This window comes from Geodermatophilus maliterrae (assembly GCF_041018925.1).
Classification (GTDB): domain Bacteria; phylum Actinomycetota; class Actinomycetes; order Mycobacteriales; family Geodermatophilaceae; genus Geodermatophilus; species Geodermatophilus maliterrae.
The window spans coordinates 21,234-41,854 of the sequence record NZ_JBFNXQ010000028.1 but is presented as its reverse complement, the minus strand read 5'-3'; the positions used below and the strand labels follow the sequence as shown (position 1 = coordinate 41,854).

The window sequence follows — 20,621 nt, the reverse complement described above, 5'->3', positions numbered from 1 at the left end:
CTCCTCGTCGTCCGCGCCGCTCCTTGTGCCGCGCGTCCTCCTGCGGCACACTATTACCGACCGCCCGGTCAGTAAATACCTCGCGACCGAGGGAGAACCGATGTCCGCGCCCACGCTGGACCGGCCTGCGACCGACGAGGCCGCGCTGCAGGAGCACTTCGCCGCCACCATCGCCCACGACCGGCGGGTGGAGCCGCGCGACTGGATGCCCGAGGGCTACCGCAGGACGCTGGTCCGGCAGATCGCGCAGCACGCGCACTCGGAGATCATCGGCATGCAGCCGGAGGGCGACTGGCTGCTGGCCGCCCCCAGCCTGCGGCGCAAGGCGATCCTGCTGGCCAAGGTCCAGGACGAGGCCGGGCACGGCATGTACCTCTACTCCGCGGCGGAGACCCTCGGCGCCGACCGGGCCGACCTCACCGACAAGCTCATCGAGGGCAAGCAGAAGTACAGCTCGATCTTCAACTACCCGACGCTGACCTACGCCGACGTCGGCGTGATCGGCTGGCTGGTCGACGGCGCGGCCATCTGCAACCAGGTGCCGCTGTGCCGCTCCTCCTACGGGCCCTACGCGCGGGCGATGATCCGCGTCTGTAAGGAGGAGTCGTTCCACCAGCGGCAGGGCTACGAGCTGCTGATGACGATGATGCGCGGCACCGACGAGCAGCGGGCCATGGTGCAGGACGCCGTCGACCGGTGGTGGTGGCCCTCGCTGATGATGTTCGGGCCGCCGGACGACGAGAGCCCCAACTCCGCTCAGTCGATGGCGTGGGGCATCAAGCGGCACAGCAACGACGAGCTGCGCCAGCGGTTCGTCGACATGACCGTGCCGCAGGCGGAGTTCCTCGGCGTCACGCTGCCCGACCCGGAGCTCGCCCTCGACCCGGAGACCGGGCGGTACCGCTCCGGCCCGATCGACTGGTCGGAGCTCAAGCGGGTCATCAGCGGCCAGGGCCCGTGCAACGCCGAGCGGATCGCCCGCCGCCGCGCCGCGCGCGACGACAACGCCTGGGTCACCGAGGCCGCCACCGCCTACGCGCAGAAGCACGCCCGGTCCGCCGCATGAGCACCGACGTCACCGCCGAGGGCGGGCACGGCGCCGTCCCCACCGGACCCGAGGTGCCCGTCGAGCCCCAGCCGGCCGTCACCCGGCGGGACTGGCCGCTGTACGAGGTGTTCGTCCGCGGCAAGCGGGGGCTCAACCACGTGCACGTCGGCTCGCTGCACGCGCCCGACGACGAGATGGCCGTGCACGCCGCCCGCGACGTGTTCACCCGGCGCAACGAGGGCGTGAGCATCTGGGTGGTCAAGGCAGCCGACATCACCGCCTCCAGCCCCGACGAGAAGGACCCGATGTTCGCCCCGAGCGGCGACAAGGTCTACCGCCACCCGACGTTCTACGAGATCCCCGAGGACGTCCCGCACATGTGAAGGACCCCCTCCCTCCCCCGCACTTCCTACCTCGGCGCGGGGACCCCTGGGAGGGGGCCGTTCCAGCACGTCACCAGGAGAGGCATGGCACACGAGGAGACCGTCTACGACGCGCTGGACCACGCCCACGGGGGCGAGGGGCACTGGGCGTTCGGCACCGGCTTCGACGAGCCGCTGGCCGGCGTCGACACCACCGTCCCCGACGGCGTCGACCCGGCCGACCTGGGCGCCTACTGCCTGATGCTCGGCGACGACGCCCTCGTGCTCGCCCAGCGGCTGACCCAGTGGGTCACCGCCGCGCCCGAGCTCGAGGAGGAGGTCGCCGTCGCCAACGTCGCGCTCGACCTGCTCGGGCAGGCGCGGCTGCTGCTGGCCCGCGCCGGCTCGGTCGGCGTGCTCGGCCGGTCCCGGTCGCTGGCCACGGACTCCATCCCGGACGAGGACGCACTGGCCTACTTCCGCGATCCCGACGAGTTCCGCAGCACCGGGCTGGTCGAGGCGGAGAACGGCGACTTCGGGCAGACGATGGTCCGGCTGCTGGTGGCCTCGACGGTCCGACTGGCGGTGTTCGCGCGGCTGCGGGAGTCCCGCGACCCGGTGCTCGCGGCCATCGCCGCCAAGGGCGTCAACGAGCTGGCCTACCACCGCGACCACGCGGCGCGCTGGGTGCTGCGCCTCGGCGACGGCACCGACGAGTCACACCGGCGGGCACAGGCCGGCGTCGACGCCGTCTGGCCGCTGCTGGCCGACCTGTTCACCGCCACCGACGTCGAGCGGCGGCTCACCGGAGCCGGCGTCGCCGTCGACCCGGCCGACGTCCGCGAGGAGGTGCACGAGGTGCTCACGACCGTCCTGGGGCGGGCCACGCTGCGGGTGCCCGGGTGGCCGGCCGACGCGGCGCCGCGGGGCCGGGTGGGCGAGCACGGCCCCGAGCTCACCGCGCTCCTGGCCGACCTGCAGGGCCTGGCGCGCCAGCACCCGGCGGCGACGTGGTGACCGCCGTGACCCTCGAGCAGGCCACCGACCCCCGCGCGGTCGCCGAGACCGTCACCGACCCCGAGCTGCCCGCGCTCACCCTCGCCGACCTCGGCGTCCTCCGCGACGTGCGGGTGCACGACGGCACGGTCGTCGTCGACATCACCCCCACCTACAGCGGCTGCCCGGCGATGGGCGTCATGCGGGCCGACCTGCTGCACGCCCTGCACAGCGCCGGGTTCGACGACGTCGAGGTGCGCACCGTGCTCTCCCCCGCGTGGTCCACCGACTGGATCAGCGCCGACGGCCGCCGCAAGCTCGCCGCGGCCGGCATCGCACCGCCCGGCCGGGCACCGGTGCGGGCCGCCGGGCCCGTCCCCCTGCAGCTGGGCCCGACCCGGCGGACGGCGGCCTGCCCGCTGTGCGGCTCGCCGGACACCGAGGAGCTCAGCGAGTTCAGCGCCACCGCGTGCAAGGCCCTCCGCCGCTGCCGCACCTGCCGCGAGCCCTTCGAGCACGTCAAGGAGATCTGAGTGACGGCCGCCGAGGCCCCCGCGACCCCCGCGCGGCGCCGCCCGAGCTTCCACCCGCTGCGGGTCGCCCGCGTCGAGCGGCTCACCGACGACGCCGTCGCGGTCACCTTCGACGTCCCGCCCGAGCTCGCCGACGACTACGCCTTCCGGCCCGGGCAGGCCCTCACGCTCCGCCGGGTCGACGGCGAGCGGGACGAGCGCCGCTCCTACTCCATCTGCGCGCCGGTGGGCGCGGCGCCACGGGTCGGCGTCCGCGAGGTGCCCGGCGGCTTCTTCTCCTCCTGGCTGGTGCACGAGGTCGGGCCCGGCGACGAGATCGAGGTGCTGCCGCCGTCGGGCACCTTCACCGCCGACCTCTCGACCCCGGCCGACCACGTCTTCGTCGTCGCCGGCTCGGGCATAACCCCGGCGCTGTCGCTGGCCGCCAGCGTGCTGCGCGACGGCGAGTCGACCGTCACCGTCTTCTACGGCAACCGCCGCACCAACACGGTCATGTTCGCCGACGAGCTCGCCGACCTGAAGGACCGCTACGGCACCCGCCTGCAGCTGGTGCACGTCCTCTCCCGCGAGCCGCGCGACGCCGAGCTGACCACCGGCCGGCTCGACGGCGAGCGGCTGCGGACCCTGGTCGAGGCCTTCACCGACGCCCCGCACGTCGACCACTGGTGGCTGTGCGGCCCGCACGGGATGGTCACCGAGGCCCGGGCGCTGCTCGCCGGACTGGGCGTCCCGGCCGAGCGGGTGCACCAGGAGCTGTTCTACGTCGACGACGTCCCGCCGGAGCCGGTCCGCGGCGACGAGGAGACCGTCGAGGGGCCGAGCAGCCAGGTCACCGTCGTCCTCGACGGCCGGTCGACGACGCTGGCCCTCCCCCGCGGCGTGCCGGTCCTGGACTCGGCCCAGGAGGTCCGCTCCGACCTGCCCTTCGCCTGCAAGGGCGGCGTCTGCGGCACCTGCCGGGCGCGGGTCACCGAGGGCGAGGTGGAGATGCGGCGCAACTACGCCCTCGAGGCCGAGGAGGTCGAGGCCGGCTACGTGCTGACCTGCCAGACCCTGCCGCTGTCGGACGCCGTCACCGTCGACTTCGACGCCTGAGCCGGTGACGCCGGTCGCCGCCGGGGAGACCGCCGTCCTCGACGTCGTCGTCACCGAGGCGATGACCGTCGACTTCGACGAGCTGGGCCGCGTGCACCCCGTCTACGCCACCTACTCGATGGCCCGGCACTTCGAGGAGGCCGGCCGCAAGCTGCTGCTGCCGCACCTCGAGCCGGGCGAGGAGGGCATCGGGACGGCGGTCTGCGTCGAGCACCTCGCCCCGGCCTGGGTGGGCGACCGCGTCCGTGTCACCGCCCGCTGCACCGAGGTCCACGCGGGCCGGCTCACCTGCGCCCTGGAGGCCGTCGACGCGCACGGCCGGCTGCTCGGCCGGGGGACGACGGGGCAGGCGGTGCTGCCGGCGGACGTCGTCGCGGCCCGGCTGACCCGCCCGGCCGCGGCGGACTGACGCGGCCGGGCGGGACCGTCAGGACTGCTGCCCGGCGGAGGGGTGCGGCTCGGCGGCGAACATCGTCACCAGGTCGGCGCCGCCCCAGGACTGCAGGTCCTGACCCGACGCGGCCCACTCCGGCGACCGGAACGCCGACTTCATCGCCTCCGCCGACTCGAACACCAGCTCGGCGACCAGGAAGTACGCGGGCTCCCCGACGACCTGGCGGGTGACCCGGTGCACCCGGTTGGCCACCAGCCCCGGCGTCTTCTCCACCAGCGGCACGTGGGTGCCGAAGTAGTGCTGCTCGAAGTCGGCCGGGTCGTCGGGGGTCCGGTACAGGGCGAAGTAGCTGACGGTCATGCCGTCGTTCCTACCGGGCGGGAGCCGCGCGCGGTGACCTCGTCGGACTCGCCCAGCCCGGCGGCGGCGAGGGCGGCGCCCAGGCCGTCGTCGTGCCGCTGGTAGGCGGTGACGACGCCGCCGGCGACGGTGAACCGCGAGGCGACGACGGCGCGGCCGCGCTCGGCGCCGGTGGCCGGGTCGGCCCAGGTGGCGTCCTGCTCGACGACGACGGCGCCGTCGGCTCCGCAGAACCAGCGCAGCGGGCGGGCGGAGAAGCCGGCCCGCGCCATCCACGGCCCCAGCACCTCGCGGCCGCGCACGCTGCCGCGCGGCCCGACCACCTCGAGGTCCGGCGCGCACAGTGCCGTCGCGGCGTCCGCGTCGGCCCGGTCGACCGCGTCCAGCCACGCCTCGACGACCGCCAGCTGTCCCGTCATGCCGGCGACCGTAGCCCGCCCTGCGGGTGTTCCTCGTGCTCTGCGGGCGCCGCAGGACCCGTACGGCGCGAGGAACGCCCGCAGCGCTGCCCTCCGCGGGCGGGCGGCGGGTCGATCCGGGCATGGGCGGTGGGCCAGCTGGGCATCCCCGGATCCCCTCCGAGACCCCGGGAGCGACCGTGTCCACAGCCACCACCACGCGCCGCTGGCGGCTCGCCGCCGCCGGCCTCGCCGTCGCAGCCGCCTCGTTCGGCACCGCCGCCTGCGGCGGCGACGTCGTCGACGACGGCGTCCAGCAGGAGGTCGAGGAGGGCGTCGACGACGCCGAGCAGGAGGTCGAGGACGCCACCGACGGCGAGGACGACGACGGCTGACCCACCCGGGACCGATGAGTCCGTCCCCGCCGGCCGGTCACCACACCGAACGGCGAGGGCGGGAGGGACCGTGGGACGCTTCGACGGCAGGGTCGCGCTCATCACCGGGGCGGCCCGCGGGCAGGGGCGCAGCCACGCGGTGCGGCTGGCGGGCGAGGGCGCCGACGTCGTCGCCGTCGACCTGTGCGGCCCCCTGGACACCGTGGCCTACGACCTGGCCACGCCGGAGGACCTCGCCGAGACCGCACGGCTGGTCGAGGGGCTCGGCCGGCGGGTGGTCACGGCGCAGGCCGACGTCCGCGACGCCGACGCGCTGGCGGCGGCCGTGCGCACGGCGGTCACCGAGCTCGGCGGGCTCGACGTCGTGCTGGCCAACGCCGGCATCGGCCTGATGGCGGCCGGTGTACCCGCGGCCACCGCCTTCCGCGACCAGCTCGACGTCAACCTCACCGGTGTCTGGAACACCGTGCAGGCCGCGGCGCCGGTGCTGGTCGGGCAGGGGCGCGGCGGCGCCGTCGTCCTCACCAGCTCGGCGTTCGGCCTGACCGGCCGCGGGGGTGACGGCAGCGGCGGCGGGGACGGGTACGTCGCGAGCAAGCACGGCGTCGTCGGGCTCATGCGGACGTGGGCGAACTGGCTCGCCCCGCACGGCATCCGGGTCACCTGCGTCTGCCCGTCCGGCGTCGCCACCCCGATGGTGCTCAACCCCGCCGTCACGGCGCTGTTCGGCGGGGACGACGGCTCCCTGGCCAAGCCGGTCGAGGACGTTCCCAGCCTGCTCGACGTGATGCTGCTGCAGCCGGAGGACGTCAGCGCCGCGGTCGCCTTCCTCGCCTCCGACGAGGCCCGCTTCATCACCGGCGTCGCCCTCCCGGTCGACGCCGGGATGCTCGCCCGCTGACGTCCCTCCCGCGTGACCGGTCTCCGCGCGGGGTACCGCCCGCCGCCGTGAGCACCGACGCGGCGCCCCCCACGCTGACCCGGGCCCAGCGGCTCGACCGGCTGCCGTTCACCCGTGAGCACGGCCGGCTCGTGGTCGGCTCCGGCGTGGGCTGGGCGCCACCCTCGGCGGCCTGCCCGCCGACCGCATCGGCCGGCGCCAGGTCTTCGCGCTGACCCTGCTGGTCTTCGGCGTGGCCACCGGCGCCGCCGCGCTGGCCTGGTCGGTGACGGCGCAGCTGGTCTTCCGCTTCCTCATCGGCCTGGGCCTGGGCGCCGAGCTGCCGGTCGCCTCCACGCTGGTCAGCGAGTACGCGCCGGCCCGGCTGCGCGGCCGGGTGGTGGTGGCGCTCGAGGCGTTCTGGGCGGTCGGCTGGCTGCTCGCGGCGCTGATCGGCTACCTCGTCGTCCCCCGCGGCGACGGCGGCTGGCGGTGGGCGCTGGCGCTGGGGGCGGTCCCGGCGCTCTACGCCGTGGTGGTGCGCCGCGGCCTCCCCGAGTCGGTGCGCTTCCTGGAGCTGCGCGGGCGGCACGACGAGGCGGAGGCGGCGGTGCGCCGCTTCGAGACGGCCGCCGGCGTCATCCCCGGGCCGATGGCCGCGCCGTCGGCCACCCCGGTCCCGGCGACGCGCCCGTCCGGCCTGTGGGCTCCCGGCACCCGGGGGCGGACGGCGGCGCTGTGGACGGTCTGGTTCGGCATCAACTTCGGGTACTACGGCGCCTTCATCTGGCTGCCCACGCTGCTGGTGGCCTCCGGGTTCGACCTGGTCAGGTCCTTCGCGTACACGCTGCTCATCACGCTGGCCCAGCTGCCCGGGTACGCGGCGGCGGCCGTCCTCGTGGAGCGGTGGGGACGGCGGCCGACGCTGGTGGTCTTCCTGCTCGGCTCGGCGCTCGGCGCCGCACTGTTCGCCCTGGCCGCCGGTGACACCGCCGTCCTGGTCACCGGGATGGTGCTGTCCTTCTCCAACCTCGGTGCCTGGGGCGCGCTCTACGCCGTGACGCCGGAGGTCTACCCGACGGCGCTGCGCGGCACCGGCGCGGGCGCGGCCGCCGGGTTCGGCCGGATCGCCTCGATCGCCGCGCCGCTGAGCGTCCCGCCGCTGCTGGACGCCGGCGGCAGCGGACTGGTCTTCGGCGTCTTCGCCGCCTTCTTCGTCGTGGCCGCCGTCGGGTCCTCGGCGCTGCCCGAGCGCCGCGGGGAGTCGCTGGACGCCCCATAGTGCAAAGTTCTCTTTGCAAAGACTTCTCTGCACCTCTAGCCTCGGCCGCGTGCTCGAGCAGACCCCGCCGACGCCCGCCGTCGACGTCCACGACGTTCACGACGCCCGCACGCTGCGCGCCCTCGCCCACCCGCTGCGGGCGACCCTGCTCGGCCTGCTGCGCGCCGAGGGGCCCTCGACCGCGTCGAAGCTGGGCCAGCGGCTCGGTGAGAGCAGCGGCAGCACCAGTTACCACCTGCGGCAGCTGGCCGGCTTCGGCCTCGTCGAGGAGGTGCCCGGCGAGGGCACCGGGCGCGAGCGGTGGTGGCGGGCCCTGCACCGCAGCACCCGGTGGCAGACCGAGGAGGTGGTCGGGCAGCCGGGCGGGCGGGAGGTCGTCGAGGAGCTGACCCACCAGAGCCTGGCCACGCAGCGGCGACTGCTGGCCGCCCACGCCGAGCAGCGCGAGCAGCTCGAGGAGGTCTGGCGCGACGCGACCTCGCTCAACGACTGGGCGCTGCACCTGTCCCCCGACGGCGCACGGGCGCTGCTCGACGAGCTCAACGGCGTGGTCGAGCGGTGGCGGACCGAGCGGGAGGAGCCCGACCAGCCGCTGGTGCACGTGCTCGTCGACCTCTTCCGGCTCGCGGAGTACCCGTCGTGAGCCTCGACGTCCGCTCCGCCACCCGCCGCTACGTCGGGCTGACGGCGCTGCACTGGTTGCCCGTGGGCCTCAGTGCGCCGGTCACCGTGCTGCTGGCCTCCTCGCGCGGCCTGTCCCCTGCCGACATCGGGGTGGTGTTCGCCGTCTACTCGACGGTGGTCCTGGTCCTGGAGCTGCCCACCGGGGGGCTGGCCGACGCCATCGGCACCCGGCCGGTCCTCGTCCTCTCCGGACTGGTCTCCACGGCCGGCCTGCTGGCCGTGGCGGCCGCCGACGACGTCGCCGCCTTCGCGCTGGCCGAGGGGCTCAGGGGCGTCGGCCGGGCGTTGAGCTCCGGGCCGCTGGAGGCCTGGTTCGTCGACGCCGTCCGCGCCGCGGACCCGGGTGCCGACGTGGCCCCGGGCCTGTCGCGGGCGGGGGCGGCCGACGGCGCGGGCCTGTGCGTGGGCGCCGTCCTGGGCGGCCTGCTGCCGCTGCTCGCCGAGGGCTCGGGGGCCGAGGTCCTGGTGCTGCCCGTCGTCGCCGCCGCGGTGCTGACGTCGGTGTCCGTGGTCGCCGTCGCGCTGCTCGTCGTCCCGCTGGGCCGGACACGCGGTCCGGGCCCCGCCGCCGTGCTGGCCGGCGTCCGCGGGGTGCCTGCCGTCGTCCGCGACACCGCCCGGCTCGTGGGCCACGACCGGCTGCTGCGACGGGTGCTCGCCGTGTCCCTGCTGGTGGGGACGGTGCTGGCCACGCTGGAGCTGCTCGGCCCGCTGCACGCCGCCGACCTGACCGGCGACCGCGCCGCGGGCGCGACCCTCTTCGGCGTCGTGATGGCGGTGTCGTTCGCCGCGGCCGGGCTGGGTGCGCTGCTCGCCCCGGCCGCGCGCCGGGCGGCCCGCGGCTCGGCTGCGGTCGGGAGCGCCGTGCTGACCGTCCTGGGCGCCGCGGCGATCGCGGCCGTCCCGCTCGGCGGACCGCTGCTGCTGGGCTGCCTGTTCGCCGTCTTCTACACCGCCAACGCCGCCGCCTGGCCGCTCTGGAAGGCGGTGCTGCACGGACGGGTGGGCGCCGGGCAGCGAGCCACGGCACTGTCGGCGTCCTCGCTGGCGCTGCAGGTGGGTGCACTCGGCGGCACCCTGGGGCTGGCGCGGCTGGCCGAGGCGGCGGGCACCGGCGCCGGCTTCCTCGCCGCGGCCGCCGCGCTGCTGCTGATCGCGCTGATCTCGCTGGATCTCCGCTCCCGCGGTCACGTCGCCGTGACCACGGATCCGGAGTCCGGCGCGGTCCCGGCGCCGTGACCGCCGGGGAGGTGGTGGGTGGGTGACCGGCCTCGCCGGTTGCCGCCCGGCGCTGCGGGTAGCGCGGGGACATGGCTGATCTCCCCCGCGACCACCTGAAGGGCCTCAAGGTCGCCGTCACCGGCGCCAGCGGCAACGTCGGCACCGCCCTGCTGCGGCGACTGACCGCCCCGGGCAGTGGCGTGGCCGAGGTCCGTGGGCTGGCCCGGCGGCAGCCGCCGGACACCGCCCCCTACGACACGGTGACCTGGTACCACGCCGACCTCGGTGAGACCGCCAGCGAGCAGGCGCTGACCAACCTGCTCGAGGGCGTCGACGCCGTGGTGCACCTGGCCTGGGCGCTGCAGCCGGGGCGCGAGCCCGACGTGCTGCGCAGGGCCAACGTCGACGGCACCCGCCGCGTCGTGCGGGCCGCGGTCGCCGCGGGCGTGCAGCACGTGGTGCACATGTCCTCGCTGGGCGCCTACGCCCCTGGCGGCGGCGCACGGCCGGTCACGGAGGACTGGCCCACCACCGGCATCCCGTCCTCGCAGTACAGCCGGCAGAAGTCGGAGGCCGAGCGGGTCGTCCGCGAGGTCGTGGGGCGCAAGCAGGACGTCACGCTGACCGTCGTCCGGCCGACGCTGGTGCTCCAGCCCGAGGCCGCCAGCGAGATCGGCCGCTACTTCCTCGGGCCGCTGCTGTTCGGCGCCGTCCGCCTCGTGCCGGGGCAGGTCGCCTCCCTGCTGCCCCTGCCGCTGCCCTCGCTCCAGGTGGGCTTCGTGCACGCCGACGACGTCGCCGACGCGATCACCCGGATGCTCGACCGCCGCGCACCCGGCCCGTTCAACCTCTCCGCCGACCCGGCGCTCGACGCCAACGGCATCGCCCGCGCGCTGGGTACGACGCGGATCCCGGTGCCGGCGGTGGCGCTGCGGACCGGCCTGTCGGCGGCCTTCCACGCCCACCTGGTGCCCACCGAGCCGGGCTGGCTCGACCTGGGCCTGCAGTCGCCGGTGCTCGAGACCGCCCGCGCCCGCACCCAGCTCGACTGGCACCCGGCCCACCGCGGCGACGACGTCCTGCGCCAGTTCGTCGCCGCCCTCGGCCGGGGCGACGGCGCGCCCGGGCCGCTGCTGTCCGCGACCGGCGGCCAGGAGCACGACCCGGGCGGCGACCCGACCAACGTGCCGAACCGCCGCCCGGACTGAGGAAAGGACCCCCGCGCCCCCCACCGCTCACAGACTCGCGGTGGACCCCTGCACGGGACCGGGTGACCGCCGTAGCCACCACCGGGCCGCCTCGTGCCCGTGGACGGTAAGAGGCGTCGGGTGCCGCTGCGGCGAGCTGGGCTGGAGGCGGTTGTGGCCTTCGCTCGGCACGCCGTCCTCGACCCGGACCGGGACGACGACCGGCTGCCCACGCTCGTCGTCGACGGGACCGGCGGCGCACGCCACCCCCTGGGCGTCCGCCTCGGCCTGCGCGACCACCCGCGGGTGACCTCTGCCACGGCCGTGCGGGACGCCGTCCCGGCCGGCGCGGTACCGGTCGCCTCGGTGCAGCCGTTCCGCCGGTCTCGCCAACCCGCGCCCGACATGTTCAAGCCCTCACCTGAGTGGTGCCCTTGTCGCACTATTGGCATCCGGCGAGCCGCTGACCTGCGCCTTCGGGTTGAGCAGCCCGACCCGATCGGCTAGCATCCGTACATGTGTTCGGGTGGTCCGGTCGGTAGTGACGGCCTCGACGACGTCGCCGCGCTGGTCGCCGAGCGCAACCGGGTCGATGCCCTGCTGGCCCGGCGGGTGCGGGCCGCGGAGCTGTCCCAGGCGCCCGAGCGCGACGGGCTGAAGTCCATGCCCTCGTGCCTGCGCGGGCACTGCCGGCTCCCGGCGGCCGCGGCCGGCCGGCTGGTGACCGCCGGGCGGGTGCTGGAGCACCTGCCCGCGCTGGCCGAGGCGCACGACGCCGGCCTGGTGTCGGCCGACCAGGTGGCCGTGGTGGCGCGGGCGGTGACGCCGCAGCGGCTGGCCGCGGCCGCCGCGCAGGGCGTGGACCTGGCCGTGATCGACGCGGTGTTCACCGGCGTGGCGGTCGAGGGCGAGCACGCCGACCTGGGGGCGGTCGTGCGGCACTACCTGGCCGACCTCGACCCCGACGGCCCCGAACCCGACCCCACCGAGGGCCGCTCGCTGGTGCTGGCCAAGCACGCCGACGGGTCACTCGGCGGCCGCTTCCACCTCGACGCCGTCGGCGGGGAGAAGGTGCAGACCGCACTGGAGAGCATCGTGCAGGCCGACCGGCCCGCCGGCGACGAGCGCACCCGCGCCCAGCGGCTCGGGGACGCCTTCGTGCAGTGTCCCGACACCGCCCTGGCCGCCGGGAGCCTGCCCACCCTGCGCGGGCACAAGCCGCACGTGGCCGTGGTGATCGACCTCGGCGACCTGGCCGACCCGGCCACCGCGACGGGGGCCGGGCGGATGGGGTTCGGCGCGACCGTCTCCGCGGCCCGGGCCCGCTGGCTGGCCTGCGACGCCACCGTCTCCCGGGTCGTGATGGGCCCCGACGGCGCCCCGCTCGACCTCGGCCGCGAACAGCGCCTGGCCGACCGGTACCTGCGCCGCGCGGTGGAGCTGCGCGACGGCGGCTGCGTGTTCACCGGCTGCGACGCCCCCACGCACTGGTGCGACGTGCACCATTTGATCCACTGGCTCGACGGCGGTGAGACGTCGCTGGCCAACTCGGCGCTGCTGTGCGAGCGGCACCACACCAAGGTCCACCACGGCTCCCGCGTCGAGCGACAACCCGACGGGCGATGGCGCACCTGGCGACCCGACGGCACCGAGATCCGCACCGGCGCCGGACTCCGACCCGCCGCCTGACCCACCAGCCCTGCCCGGACCATCCCGATCCCGCTCGCACGACCGCCCGCCAGCCCGGCGGACGGTCGCGCAGGCATGCGCGCGACACGTCAGCGGCCGGCTCGGCTCCCGCTCCCGGCCGCCTGCGTGGGCCGGTCAGCCGTCCGACGACGACGTCCAGGCGCCGACCGGCCGGTCCATGTGCGCGAACACGCTGGCCGCCCGCTCGGGGCGCAGGGAGACGAACAGCCCCTCGGCCTCGGCCAGCACGACCTCGGGCACGTCCTCGGCGACCAGCCGCGCCGTCGCGGTGGTGCGGCGGCCGTGCGTCTCGCCCACCTCGGCCGACAGCAGCAGCGGCACGCCCAGCTGCACCGGCCGGCGGTAGCGGACGGTCAGCGTGGCGGTGAGCCCGCCACGGCCGGCGGCCCGGACGGCGCGGGCCAGGACGTGGTCGAGCAGGGTGGCCACCACCCCGCCGTGCACCAGTCCCGGCGGGCCCTCGTGCGGCTTGCCGACGGTGACCCGGCCGGTCGCCCGCCCGTCGGGGGTGTCGGCGGCCACCAGCGACGGCGCCACGGGGCTTCCCGGACCGTAGACGGGGCTGTACCAGCGCTCACCGGTCTCGGGGTCGTCGACGCGGGCGACCTCGTGCAGCCCCCGGCCGCGGGCCCGCAGCCGGGCGGCGAGCTCGCGGGCCACGGCGGCGACGCCCGCGAGCTCGTCCTCGGGCACCTCCGTGCGGACCGCGGCGTCGGCCAGCTCGCGCAGCGCGCCGCCCAGGTCCCCGACGGCCTCCCGGCGCGCGGCCCGCTCCCCCGGCCCCAGGGCGGCGCCTTCAGCCACGCGGCATACCGGCCGCGCGCAGCAGGCCGCTGCCGACGATGACCCGCTGCACCTCACTGGTGCCCTCGTAGAGCCGGTAGAGCCGGGCGTCGCGGTAGAAGCGCTCGACCGGCGTGCTGCGCAGGTAGCCCAGGCCGCCGTGCACCTGCACCGCCCGGTCGGTGGCGCGGCCGACCATCTCACTGCACCAGAGCTTCGCCGACGACGGGCCGATCGAGGTGTCCTCGCCGCTGTCGTACCGGGCGGCGACCTCGCGGACCATCGCCCGGCCGGCGAGCAGCTCGGCGTGCACGTCGGCGATCAGCGCCTGCACGAGCTGGAAGCGCCCGATCGGGGCACCGCCCTGCTTGGCGGTGGCGGCGTAGGCGATCGACTCGTCGAGCACCCGCTGCGCCATCCCGACGCACAGGGCGGCGATGTGCAGCCGGCCGCGGGAGAGCACGGTGAGCGCCTTCGCGTAGCCGCGGCCCTCCTCGCCGACCAGTGCGTCGGCGGGCACGTGCACGTCGTCGAAGAAGACCTCCGACGTCCAGGCGCCGGACTGCCCCATCTTCACGTCCTTGGCCCCCAGCGAGACGCCGGGCGCCTTCGCGTCGACGACGAAGCTGGAGATGCCGCGGCCGCCCTTCTCCTCCGGGTCGGTGCGGGCGAAGACGACGAACAGGTCGGCCAGCGGGGCGTTGGTGATGTAGCGCTTCGCGCCGTTGAGCACCCAGCCCTCGCCGTCGCGGCGGGCACTGGTCCGCAGGCCGGCGGGGTCGGACCCGGCCTCGGCCTCGGTGAGGGCGAAGGAGCCGATCAGCTCGCCGGCGGCCAGCCGGGGCAGGTACGTCTTCTTCTGCTCCTCGCTGCCGAAGCGGGCGATCACCTGCCCGGCGATGCCGTTGTTCGTGCCGAACAGCGAGCGGAAGGCCGGCGTGGTGTAGCCGAACTCGAAGGCGAGCTCGACGTCCTCGCGCATGTCCACGCCCAGGCCGCCGTACTCCTCGGGGAGGGCGTAGCCGAACAGGCCCATCTCGGCGGCGGCGCCGCGCAGCTCCTCGGGGATGCGGTCGTCGAGGTCGATCTCCTCCTCGCGCGGGACCACCACCTCCCGGACCAGCCGGCGCACCGCGTTCCGGATCTGCGTGAAGTCCTCGGCGTCCACGCCCCCATGGTGACGCCTGTCGCACCGTGGCGACGACGCGGGTGACGCAGGTCCCGTCCACCGCTCGACGGGAGCTTTCCGCTACCGACCGAACACTCCCCGTTGCTGAGAGCCCGGATCGGCACTAGCGTCGGTCCCGGCGTCCGAACCCGCGATGCCGCAGACACCACGGAGTCCCCGTGCACCTCCACGTCGCCGTCGTGCCCGCCCCCGACCAGGTGGTCGTCCGCCTCACCGGGGACGCCGGCCGCCCCACGCTGACCCGGCTCGTCCCGGCGCTGACCCGGGCGGCCGGGCACGGGACGACCAGCGTCGTCGTCGACGTGGCCGGCGCCCGCTTCCAGGACGGCACCGCGCTGCAGGCCCTGGCCGGGTTCAGCGACGCGATGGCGGCGGCCGGCCGGTGCTGCCGGCTGGTCGGGGCCCCGGCCGTGACCCGGCGACTGGTGTCCGAGGAGGGCCTGGCCGAGCACCTCGAGCTCGACGGGCCGCTCACCGGCCAGTACCCCGTGCGACCCCGGCCGCGCCCGGTCGGCGAGCCGCCGGCGGCCACGCCGGCCGTGGCGACGGCACGCGTGACGGCCCCGTGGGACGAGATCCCGCCCGCACGTCCCCGGCCGGTCCCCGACGACCTGTCCGGAGCGCACGGCGCGGCCTGTTCCGGGGGCACGGTCCCGCGGGACCGCTGGCGCTGAGGCCCCTCCTGCCGCGGCGGACCGCTCGGAGTCAGGTCCCGGTGTCAGGCGAGGGCGTCGAGGCGGCTCATGTCCTCGTCGGAGAGGGTCAGCCGGGCCGCACCCATGTTCTCGGTCAGGTGGTCGACCGACTTGGTACCGGGGATGGGCAGGACCACCGGCGACTTCTGCAGCAGCCAGGCCAGCGCGACCTGCGCCGGCGTCGCGTCGAGCTCGCGGGCGACGTCGGCGACCGGGCTGTGCGGCGCGGCCAGGTCACCGGTGGCGATCGGGAACCACGGGATGAACGCGATGCCGTGCTCGGTCGCGTAGTCGAGGACGTCCTGCGACTGCCGGTTGGTCAGGTTGTAGAGGTTCTGCACGCTGACGACGTCGACGATCTCGCGCGCGGCCTGCAACTCCTCGACCGAGACCTCGGAGACGCCGATGTGGCGGACCTTGCCCTCGTCCTGCAGCCCCTTGAAGGCGCCGAGCTGGTCGGCGAGCGGGACGTCGGCGTCGATGCGGTGCAGCTGGATGAGGTCGATCCGCTCCACGCGCAGGTGCCGCAGCGAGAGCTCGACCTGCTGCTTGAGGTAGGCGGGTCGGCCGACCGGCGTCCAGATGCCCGGGCCCTGACGGCTCAGGCCGGCCTTGGTCGCGATGACCAGGTCCTCCGGGTACGGGTGCAGTGCCTCGGCGATGACCTGCTCGCTGACGAACGGCCCGTAGGAGTCGGCGGTGTCGATGAGGTCGACGCCCTGCTCGACGGCGGCGCGGACCACGCGCAGCGCGGCGTCGCGGTCGGCGGGCTCGCCCCAGACGCCGGGGCCGGGCAGCTGCATGGCGCCGTAGCCGAGACGGTGGACGGGCAGGTCCCCGCCGATGGCGAAGGTGTCGGTCTGTGCGGCCGTGGTCATGGACCCTCCCGGGTGCGCGGGCCCGGGGCCGGCTGCCCCGGGGTCTCGTCGGGGCCAGCACGGCGTCCTGGGGGATGCTTCCCCACATCACGGGATGTGACCGGCGACACGGACGACGGGAGGCTGCGGTGGGCGAGATCGTGGTGCTGCGGCACGGGCAGACCGAGTGGAGCCGCAGCGGCCAGCACACGAGCGTGACCGACGTGCCGCTGCTCCCCGAGGGCGAGCAGCGGGCCCGCGAGCTGGCCCCGACGCTGGCGCTGCGCTCCTTCGCGGAGGTGTGGGTCAGTCCCCGCCGGCGGGCGCGGCGCACCGCGGAGCTGGCCGGGCTCACCGCCACCGGCGTCGACGAGGACCTCGTCGAGTTCGACTACGGCGGCTACGAGGGCCGCACCACCGCCGAGATCAGCGAGGAGCTCGGCCGGCAGTGGTCGGTGTGGCGCGACCCCGTCGTCCCCGGGGAGTCCCCCGGCGAGTCGGTGGCCGACGTCGGCCGGCGGGTGGACCGGGTCCTGGAGCGGGCCCGGGCACGCCTGGACGACGGCGACGTCGCGCTCGTCGCCCACGGGCACGTGCTGCGGGTGCTCACCGCCCGCTGGCTGGGGCTCGGCCCGGACGCCGGGGCGCTGTTCGCCCTGCCGGCCGGCGCCTACGGCGTGCTCGGGCACGAGCACGCGCGCCCGGTGCTCACCGGGTGGGGGCTGGACTGAGCTCCTCGGCGTCGGGCTCGGCGTCGGGCTCGGCGGTGGCGGCGGGCGAGTCGCCGGCCGGCGGGGCCGCCGGCCGGCCGAACAGCCAGCCCTGGGCGAGGTCGGCGCCGAGCCCGGCCACCTCCTCGGCGGTCTGCTCGGTCTCCACGCCCTCGGCCACGACCACCGCACCGAGGCGGTGTGCGTGCCCGGCCACCGTGCGCACCACCGCACGGGCGCCGTCGTCGGGCAGCGCCGACACCAGCGCCCGCCCGAGCTTGACCACGTCGGGCCGGACGACGTCGAGCAGCGAGCGGCTCGACCACCCGGCGGCCACCTCGTCGAGGGCCACCCGCCAGCCGTGGGCGCGGTAGGACTCGAGCACCGCCAGCAGGTGCCCGCGGTCGGTGACGGCCGCCCGCTCCCCCACCTCGAGCACCAGCCGGCGCGGCCGCAGCCCGGCCAGCTCCAGCGCCTCGGCGGTGCTGGCCAGGTCGGCGTCGGGGCGCAGCACGGAGGTGGGGTGGGTGTTGACGAACAGGTCGGCGTCGCCGATCCAGCCGGCGGCCCCGGCGATGGCGCACTCGCGGCCCACCCGGTCCAGCCGGGGCAGCCAGCCGGCGGAGTCGGCGACGAAGAAGAGGTCGCCGCCGTCGATGGTGCGGCCGCCGGAGTCGCCGCGCAGCAGCGCCTCGTGCGCGACGACGGCGCGGCCGGCCAGCTCGACGATCGGCTGGTAGGCCGACCACAGCTCCGCCTCGGCCAGGACGCCCACCTCGGCGGTGATCCCCCGGCGGGCCAGCTCGGCGGCCAGCGTCGGGGCGGTGAGGAGTCCGGTGGCCAGCGCGGTGTACTCGCCGGCGGGGTCGGTGGCCACCCGCACCGCCTCGGCCTCGGCGCCGGTCAGCTCGCGGGAGAGCCGGTCGAACAACCGCTCCACGCCCAGGCCGTCGCGCTCGTCGAGCAGGTCGAGCAGGCCCGGGGCGGCGAACACCGACAGCCCGACCGAGCGGGCGGTGGCCGCCACGGCCGGCAGCACGTGCTCCTGCTCGGTCGCCAGCAGGACCCGGGTGGCGACGTCCGGGAGGTGCCACTCCTCGCGCCGCCGCGCTGCGCCGATCGGACTGCCCACGCCCAGCAGGATGGCCGACCCCGCCGGCCCGCGCGGGCAGGCGCGCGGCGCGGTGCCGGCGGCCCGGCCGGAACGGGACGGACCGGTACTCCTCCGCGCGACGCGGACCGCCTCCGACGGCCCCCGGAGGCCCTAGGGTGCGCGCATGACCTCCGCTGTGCTCGCCGACCAGCCGCCCCGCGCCGGCCGGGGAGGTCGTCCGCGTGATCCGAGCCGCGACGACGTCATCCGCGCGGCCATCCTGCGGCTGCTCGGGGAGGTCGGCTACGGCGCGCTGACGATGGACGCCGTGGCCGCGGAGGCCGGCGTGGGCAAGGCGACGATCTACCGTCGCTGGCGCACCAAGCAGGACCTCGTCGTCGACACCGTCTCCGAGGTCAACCGGGCGTGGACGGTCGCCGCCGACACCGGGTCGCTGGAGGGCGACCTGCGCTCGCTGGTGCACCGGATGGTCGAGATGATGGCCAGCCCGGTCGGCGCGGCCACCCGCTCGCTGCTGGCGGCCATGCAGCACGAGCCGGCGCTGGCCGAGGCGTTCCGGGAGGGGCCCCTGGCGGTGTGGCGGCGGGCCTACGACGAGACCTGGGCCCGGGCGCAGGCCCGCGGCGAGGTGGGTCCGGGGCTGCCGGGGTCGATCCCGGCCGAGGCGAGCACCGCGCTGTTCGTGCAGCGGTGGCTGGTCACCCGCGAGCCGGTGGACGCCGCCTACGCCGACGCGGTGCTCGAGACGGTCGTGCTCCCGCTGGTGCAAGGCAGGCGCTGAGCGTCACCAGCCCCGCGTGCCCGGCTCCCCCTTGAAGGGACCGACGACGTCGGCGGTGATCCAGCCGCCGTAGAAGTCACCGGCCTGCGCGCGCACCTGCTCGCCGTCGACCAGCGCGCGGTCGACCCGACTGGGGTAGAACGCCACCGCGCCGCGCAGGTGCTCGTACCCGGCGGTGGGCTGCTCGTAGGACCAGCCGACGGCCGGGTGCCGGCGGCCGTCGACGACGGCGTCCCAGTAGGTCGCCGCCCCCTTCCACTCGCACCACGACGACCCGGCCGCCCGCTCGAGCACGCCGGGGACGACGTCCTCGCGGGGCACGTAGTAGACCGGCGGGTGGCTGGTCTCGCAGACCCGCACCGCCCGTGACGTCCGCGCGACCACGCGGCCACCGAGCTCGACGACGACGCGGCGGGGCGTGACCTCGGCCGACGGCGGGCGGGGGTAGTCCCAGACCGACTCCTGACCGGGGCCGGCCGTGTCGCGGCGCGGGGTGCCCATGGCGGCGGTCAGCGCCTGCGGGACTGGACCCGGCGGGGCTGGACCCTGCGGGTGGCGACCCTGCGCTTCGGGGCCCTGCGCTGCCGGACCTTCCGGACGGCGACCAGGGTCACGAGCAGGCCGAGGCCGCCCATCGTCGCCTTGCCGGCCGGGGACACCAGGAAGCGCTGGGCGGCGGCCTGCCCCTGGGCCTTGAGCCGCGTGGGGCTGCCCCGGTGGGCCAGGTGGTCCAGGGTCGCCGCCAGCGACTCCCGGGCGGCGTCGATCTCCAGCTGGATCTCTCGAGGGTCGCGAGGCACGGCGACAGCCTGCCAGACGCGGCGCCGACCGGCCCGTTCCCGGCGGGACGGGGCACCCGGCCGGGCGAAGCGACCTAGACTCCCGGCCACGCGGGAGTGGTGTAACGGCAGCCACGCCAGACTTAGGATCTGGTGCCCTCGGGCGTGCGGGTTCGACTCCCGCCTCCCGCACTCGAGCGGCCGGCCGGGCCGTCAGTCCAGGACGGCGCGCAGCTCCAGCTCCACAGACGGCGCCCCCGCGTCGTCGGCGTCCACGACGGCCAGCAGGTGCGCCTCCCCGCCGCGGACGTCGCGCAGCGCCAGGCCCTCCACCTTGTGCACCCGGCCGCCGACCTCGGGGATCCGGGCGACGGCCAGCACGTCCTCGCCGTCGACCAGCGCCAGCGCGGTGGCCACCACCGGGCCGTCGTCGACGGCGTTGGGGGTGTCCTCCGCGGCCGCGCTGAGCAGCTCGCGCCCGTCGGGCAGCGCCACGGCGTCGGTGACCGCCAGGCCCACGCCGTCGACCTCGCCGAGCTCGTAGCGGCGCGGCCGCGCCACCGGGACCGACGCGGGAGCGGTCCGGCCGAGGACGGCGGCCACCAGGTCGGCCAGCGGGACCTCCACGCTGGCCGAGGCCACGCCGGCCGCCAGGTTGCCGCGCTGGTACCAGCGCACCGTGCCGCCGGACCGGCTGCCGCCCTCCAGGTTCAGCTGGTCCGGCGGCAGGCCGAGGACGGTGACGACCCGCGCGTACAGCGGGTCCAGGTCCGCCGCCCGCGCGACCGGCCGCCCGTCCTCGAACCGCACCAGCACCCCGCGCATCCGCCGCGGCGAGGAGCCGGAGCCGAGCAGCAGCACGGCCGGCTCGCCGTCCACCTCGGCCGGGCAGGCCACCTCCAGGTCCGGCTTGAGGTGCTTGGTCCCCGCCGCCTCCGCGAAGGTGTCGTGGCCCTCCACCGGGGGCAGGACGCGCACCGGCGTCACCGAGCCGGCGCGGCGCCAGGCGGCGGACGTGGCGTCGTCCTGCGCGACCAGCCACCCCTCGCCCAGCGGCGCGATCCCGGAGGCGGCGCGCACCGGCGTCCCGTCGTCGAACCACAGCGTCCTGACCTCGTCCACCACCACGCGCACGGGTCCGCAGTGCCCGCCCGGCCCGCGGCGCATG

27 protein-coding genes and 1 tRNA gene are annotated in these 20,621 nt (G+C 76.2%); 19 read left to right on the top strand and 9 right to left on the bottom strand.

The genetic code is table 11. The features are described 5' to 3' along the window. Nucleotides 1-100 precede the first annotated feature (100 nt). From paaA to ABQ292_RS10945, 6 genes are all read left to right on the top strand, one after another. Nucleotides 101-1,066 carry a 1,2-phenylacetyl-CoA epoxidase subunit PaaA gene (paaA, locus tag ABQ292_RS10970; RefSeq protein ID WP_369206164.1) on the top strand — a complete coding sequence of 322 codons (966 nt, stop codon included), beginning with the start codon at nt 101-103 and terminating at the stop codon, nt 1,064-1,066. Next, nucleotides 1,063-1,431 carry a 1,2-phenylacetyl-CoA epoxidase subunit PaaB gene (paaB, locus tag ABQ292_RS10965; protein ID WP_369206162.1) on the top strand — a complete coding sequence of 123 codons (369 nt, stop codon included), beginning with the start codon at nt 1,063-1,065 and terminating at the stop codon, nt 1,429-1,431. The genes paaA and paaB overlap by 4 nt, the downstream gene beginning before the upstream one ends. Before the next feature lie 84 nt (nt 1,432-1,515). Continuing rightward, nucleotides 1,516-2,427, top strand: a complete 912-nt coding sequence (gene paaC / locus ABQ292_RS10960) for a 1,2-phenylacetyl-CoA epoxidase subunit PaaC (RefSeq protein WP_369206160.1) — start codon at nt 1,516-1,518, stop codon at nt 2,425-2,427. A 5-nt stretch (nt 2,428-2,432) separates the two neighbouring features. After that, entirely contained in the window at nt 2,433-2,939 is a 507-nt protein-coding gene (paaD, locus tag ABQ292_RS10955) for a 1,2-phenylacetyl-CoA epoxidase subunit PaaD (RefSeq protein WP_369206158.1), read from the top strand. Beyond that, on the top strand, nt 2,940-4,034 hold the full coding sequence (gene paaE, locus ABQ292_RS10950) for a 1,2-phenylacetyl-CoA epoxidase subunit PaaE (protein WP_369206156.1): 1,095 nt from the start codon (nt 2,940-2,942) through the stop codon (nt 4,032-4,034). Nucleotides 4,035-4,038: 4 nt separating this feature from the next. Next, entirely contained in the window at nt 4,039-4,443 is a 405-nt protein-coding gene (locus tag ABQ292_RS10945) for a thioesterase family protein (protein ID WP_369206154.1), read from the top strand. Nucleotides 4,444-4,461: 18 nt separating this feature from the next. Here the strand turns inward: ABQ292_RS10945 and ABQ292_RS10940 are convergent, their stop codons facing one another. After that, on the bottom strand, nt 4,462-4,788 hold the full coding sequence (locus ABQ292_RS10940) for an EthD family reductase (protein WP_369206152.1): 327 nt from the start codon (nt 4,786-4,788) through the stop codon (nt 4,462-4,464). Beyond that, nucleotides 4,785-5,207 carry a nuclear transport factor 2 family protein gene (locus ABQ292_RS10935; RefSeq protein ID WP_369206150.1) on the bottom strand — a complete coding sequence of 141 codons (423 nt, stop codon included), beginning with the start codon at nt 5,205-5,207 and terminating at the stop codon, nt 4,785-4,787. Before ABQ292_RS10935 ends, ABQ292_RS10940 begins: the two co-directional genes overlap by 4 nt. A 179-nt stretch (nt 5,208-5,386) precedes the next feature. On the opposite strand from ABQ292_RS10935, the gene ABQ292_RS10930 reads away from it, so the two are divergent. From ABQ292_RS10930 to ABQ292_RS10890, 9 genes are all read left to right on the top strand, one after another. Then, the gene (locus ABQ292_RS10930; RefSeq protein WP_369206148.1) at nt 5,387-5,581 is read left to right on the top strand and encodes a hypothetical protein; all 195 of its coding nucleotides are present in this window, start codon (nt 5,387-5,389) and stop codon (nt 5,579-5,581) included. A 70-nt stretch (nt 5,582-5,651) separates the two neighbouring features. Then, complete coding sequence (locus ABQ292_RS10925; RefSeq protein ID WP_369206146.1) at nt 5,652-6,482, top strand: mycofactocin-coupled SDR family oxidoreductase; 831 nt, start codon at nt 5,652-5,654, stop codon at nt 6,480-6,482. A 47-nt stretch (nt 6,483-6,529) separates the two neighbouring features. Further along, nucleotides 6,530-6,697 carry a hypothetical protein gene (locus tag ABQ292_RS10920; protein ID WP_369206144.1) on the top strand — a complete coding sequence of 56 codons (168 nt, stop codon included), beginning with the start codon at nt 6,530-6,532 and terminating at the stop codon, nt 6,695-6,697. Beyond that, nucleotides 6,634-7,743 (top strand): MFS transporter, encoded by a 1,110-nt coding sequence (locus ABQ292_RS10915; protein ID WP_369206185.1) that lies wholly within the window; start codon nt 6,634-6,636, stop codon nt 7,741-7,743. Before ABQ292_RS10920 ends, ABQ292_RS10915 begins: the two co-directional genes overlap by 64 nt. 49 nt (nt 7,744-7,792) lie before the next feature. Then, nucleotides 7,793-8,386: a helix-turn-helix domain-containing protein gene (locus ABQ292_RS10910; RefSeq protein WP_369206142.1), complete on the top strand. Its 594-nt coding sequence runs from the start codon at nt 7,793-7,795 to the stop codon at nt 8,384-8,386. After that, nucleotides 8,383-9,666: an MFS transporter gene (locus tag ABQ292_RS10905; protein WP_369206140.1), complete on the top strand. Its 1,284-nt coding sequence runs from the start codon at nt 8,383-8,385 to the stop codon at nt 9,664-9,666. Before ABQ292_RS10910 ends, ABQ292_RS10905 begins: the two co-directional genes overlap by 4 nt. A gap of 71 nt (nt 9,667-9,737) precedes the next feature. Then, nucleotides 9,738-10,856 carry an NAD-dependent epimerase/dehydratase family protein gene (locus ABQ292_RS10900; RefSeq protein ID WP_369206138.1) on the top strand — a complete coding sequence of 373 codons (1,119 nt, stop codon included), beginning with the start codon at nt 9,738-9,740 and terminating at the stop codon, nt 10,854-10,856. Nucleotides 10,857-11,009: 153 nt separating this feature from the next. Further along, nucleotides 11,010-11,342, top strand: a complete 333-nt coding sequence (locus tag ABQ292_RS10895; RefSeq protein WP_369206136.1) for a hypothetical protein — start codon at nt 11,010-11,012, stop codon at nt 11,340-11,342. A 9-nt stretch (nt 11,343-11,351) separates the two neighbouring features. Beyond that, nucleotides 11,352-12,524 carry an HNH endonuclease signature motif containing protein gene (locus ABQ292_RS10890; protein WP_369206134.1) on the top strand — a complete coding sequence of 391 codons (1,173 nt, stop codon included), beginning with the start codon at nt 11,352-11,354 and terminating at the stop codon, nt 12,522-12,524. Between the two features lie 135 nt (nt 12,525-12,659). Here the strand turns inward: ABQ292_RS10890 and ABQ292_RS10885 are convergent, their stop codons facing one another. Both ABQ292_RS10885 and ABQ292_RS10880 read right to left on the bottom strand, forming a co-directional pair. Beyond that, on the bottom strand, nt 12,660-13,349 hold the full coding sequence (locus tag ABQ292_RS10885) for a PaaI family thioesterase (protein WP_369206132.1): 690 nt from the start codon (nt 13,347-13,349) through the stop codon (nt 12,660-12,662). Continuing rightward, a complete protein-coding gene (locus ABQ292_RS10880) occupies nt 13,342-14,496 on the bottom strand; it encodes an acyl-CoA dehydrogenase family protein (RefSeq protein WP_369206130.1) in 1,155 nt (384 codons plus the stop codon). Before ABQ292_RS10880 ends, ABQ292_RS10885 begins: the two co-directional genes overlap by 8 nt. 179 nt (nt 14,497-14,675) lie before the next feature. Here ABQ292_RS10880 and ABQ292_RS10875 point away from each other — a divergent pair, with 179 nt between their 5' ends. After that, nucleotides 14,676-15,191, top strand: a complete 516-nt coding sequence (locus ABQ292_RS10875) for an STAS domain-containing protein (protein ID WP_369206128.1) — start codon at nt 14,676-14,678, stop codon at nt 15,189-15,191. 44 nt (nt 15,192-15,235) lie between these two features. On the opposite strand, the gene ABQ292_RS10870 is transcribed toward ABQ292_RS10875, so the two are convergent. After that, entirely contained in the window at nt 15,236-16,090 is an 855-nt protein-coding gene (locus ABQ292_RS10870; protein WP_369206126.1) for an aldo/keto reductase, read from the bottom strand. 128 nt (nt 16,091-16,218) lie between these two features. Between ABQ292_RS10870 and ABQ292_RS10865 the strand changes: the two genes are divergently transcribed. Next, complete coding sequence (locus ABQ292_RS10865; RefSeq protein ID WP_369206124.1) at nt 16,219-16,800, top strand: histidine phosphatase family protein; 582 nt, start codon at nt 16,219-16,221, stop codon at nt 16,798-16,800. Here the strand turns inward: ABQ292_RS10865 and ABQ292_RS10860 are convergent. Beyond that, the gene (locus ABQ292_RS10860; protein WP_369206122.1) at nt 16,778-17,911 is read right to left on the bottom strand and encodes an EAL domain-containing protein; all 1,134 of its coding nucleotides are present in this window, start codon (nt 17,909-17,911) and stop codon (nt 16,778-16,780) included. The genes ABQ292_RS10865 and ABQ292_RS10860 overlap by 23 nt on opposite strands. A 145-nt stretch (nt 17,912-18,056) precedes the next feature. On the opposite strand from ABQ292_RS10860, the gene ABQ292_RS10855 reads away from it, so the two are divergent. Further along, entirely contained in the window at nt 18,057-18,674 is a 618-nt protein-coding gene (locus ABQ292_RS10855) for a TetR/AcrR family transcriptional regulator (RefSeq protein ID WP_369206120.1), read from the top strand. Between the two features lie 3 nt (nt 18,675-18,677). Here the strand turns inward: ABQ292_RS10855 and ABQ292_RS10850 are convergent, their stop codons facing one another. Continuing rightward, a complete protein-coding gene (locus ABQ292_RS10850; RefSeq protein ID WP_369206118.1) occupies nt 18,678-19,175 on the bottom strand; it encodes a DUF427 domain-containing protein in 498 nt (165 codons plus the stop codon). A gap of 8 nt (nt 19,176-19,183) precedes the next feature. Next, entirely contained in the window at nt 19,184-19,474 is a 291-nt protein-coding gene (locus ABQ292_RS10845) for a DUF3618 domain-containing protein (RefSeq protein WP_369206116.1), read from the bottom strand. 90 nt (nt 19,475-19,564) lie between these two features. Here ABQ292_RS10845 and ABQ292_RS10840 point away from each other — a divergent pair. After that, nucleotides 19,565-19,645: transfer RNA gene (locus tag ABQ292_RS10840), tRNA-Leu, on the top strand. Nucleotides 19,646-19,666: 21 nt separating this feature from the next. On the opposite strand, the gene ABQ292_RS10835 is transcribed toward ABQ292_RS10840, so the two are convergent. After that, nucleotides 19,667-20,587, bottom strand: a complete 921-nt coding sequence (locus ABQ292_RS10835) for a DUF6910 family protein (protein ID WP_369206114.1) — start codon at nt 20,585-20,587, stop codon at nt 19,667-19,669. Nucleotides 20,588-20,621 lie beyond the last annotated feature (34 nt).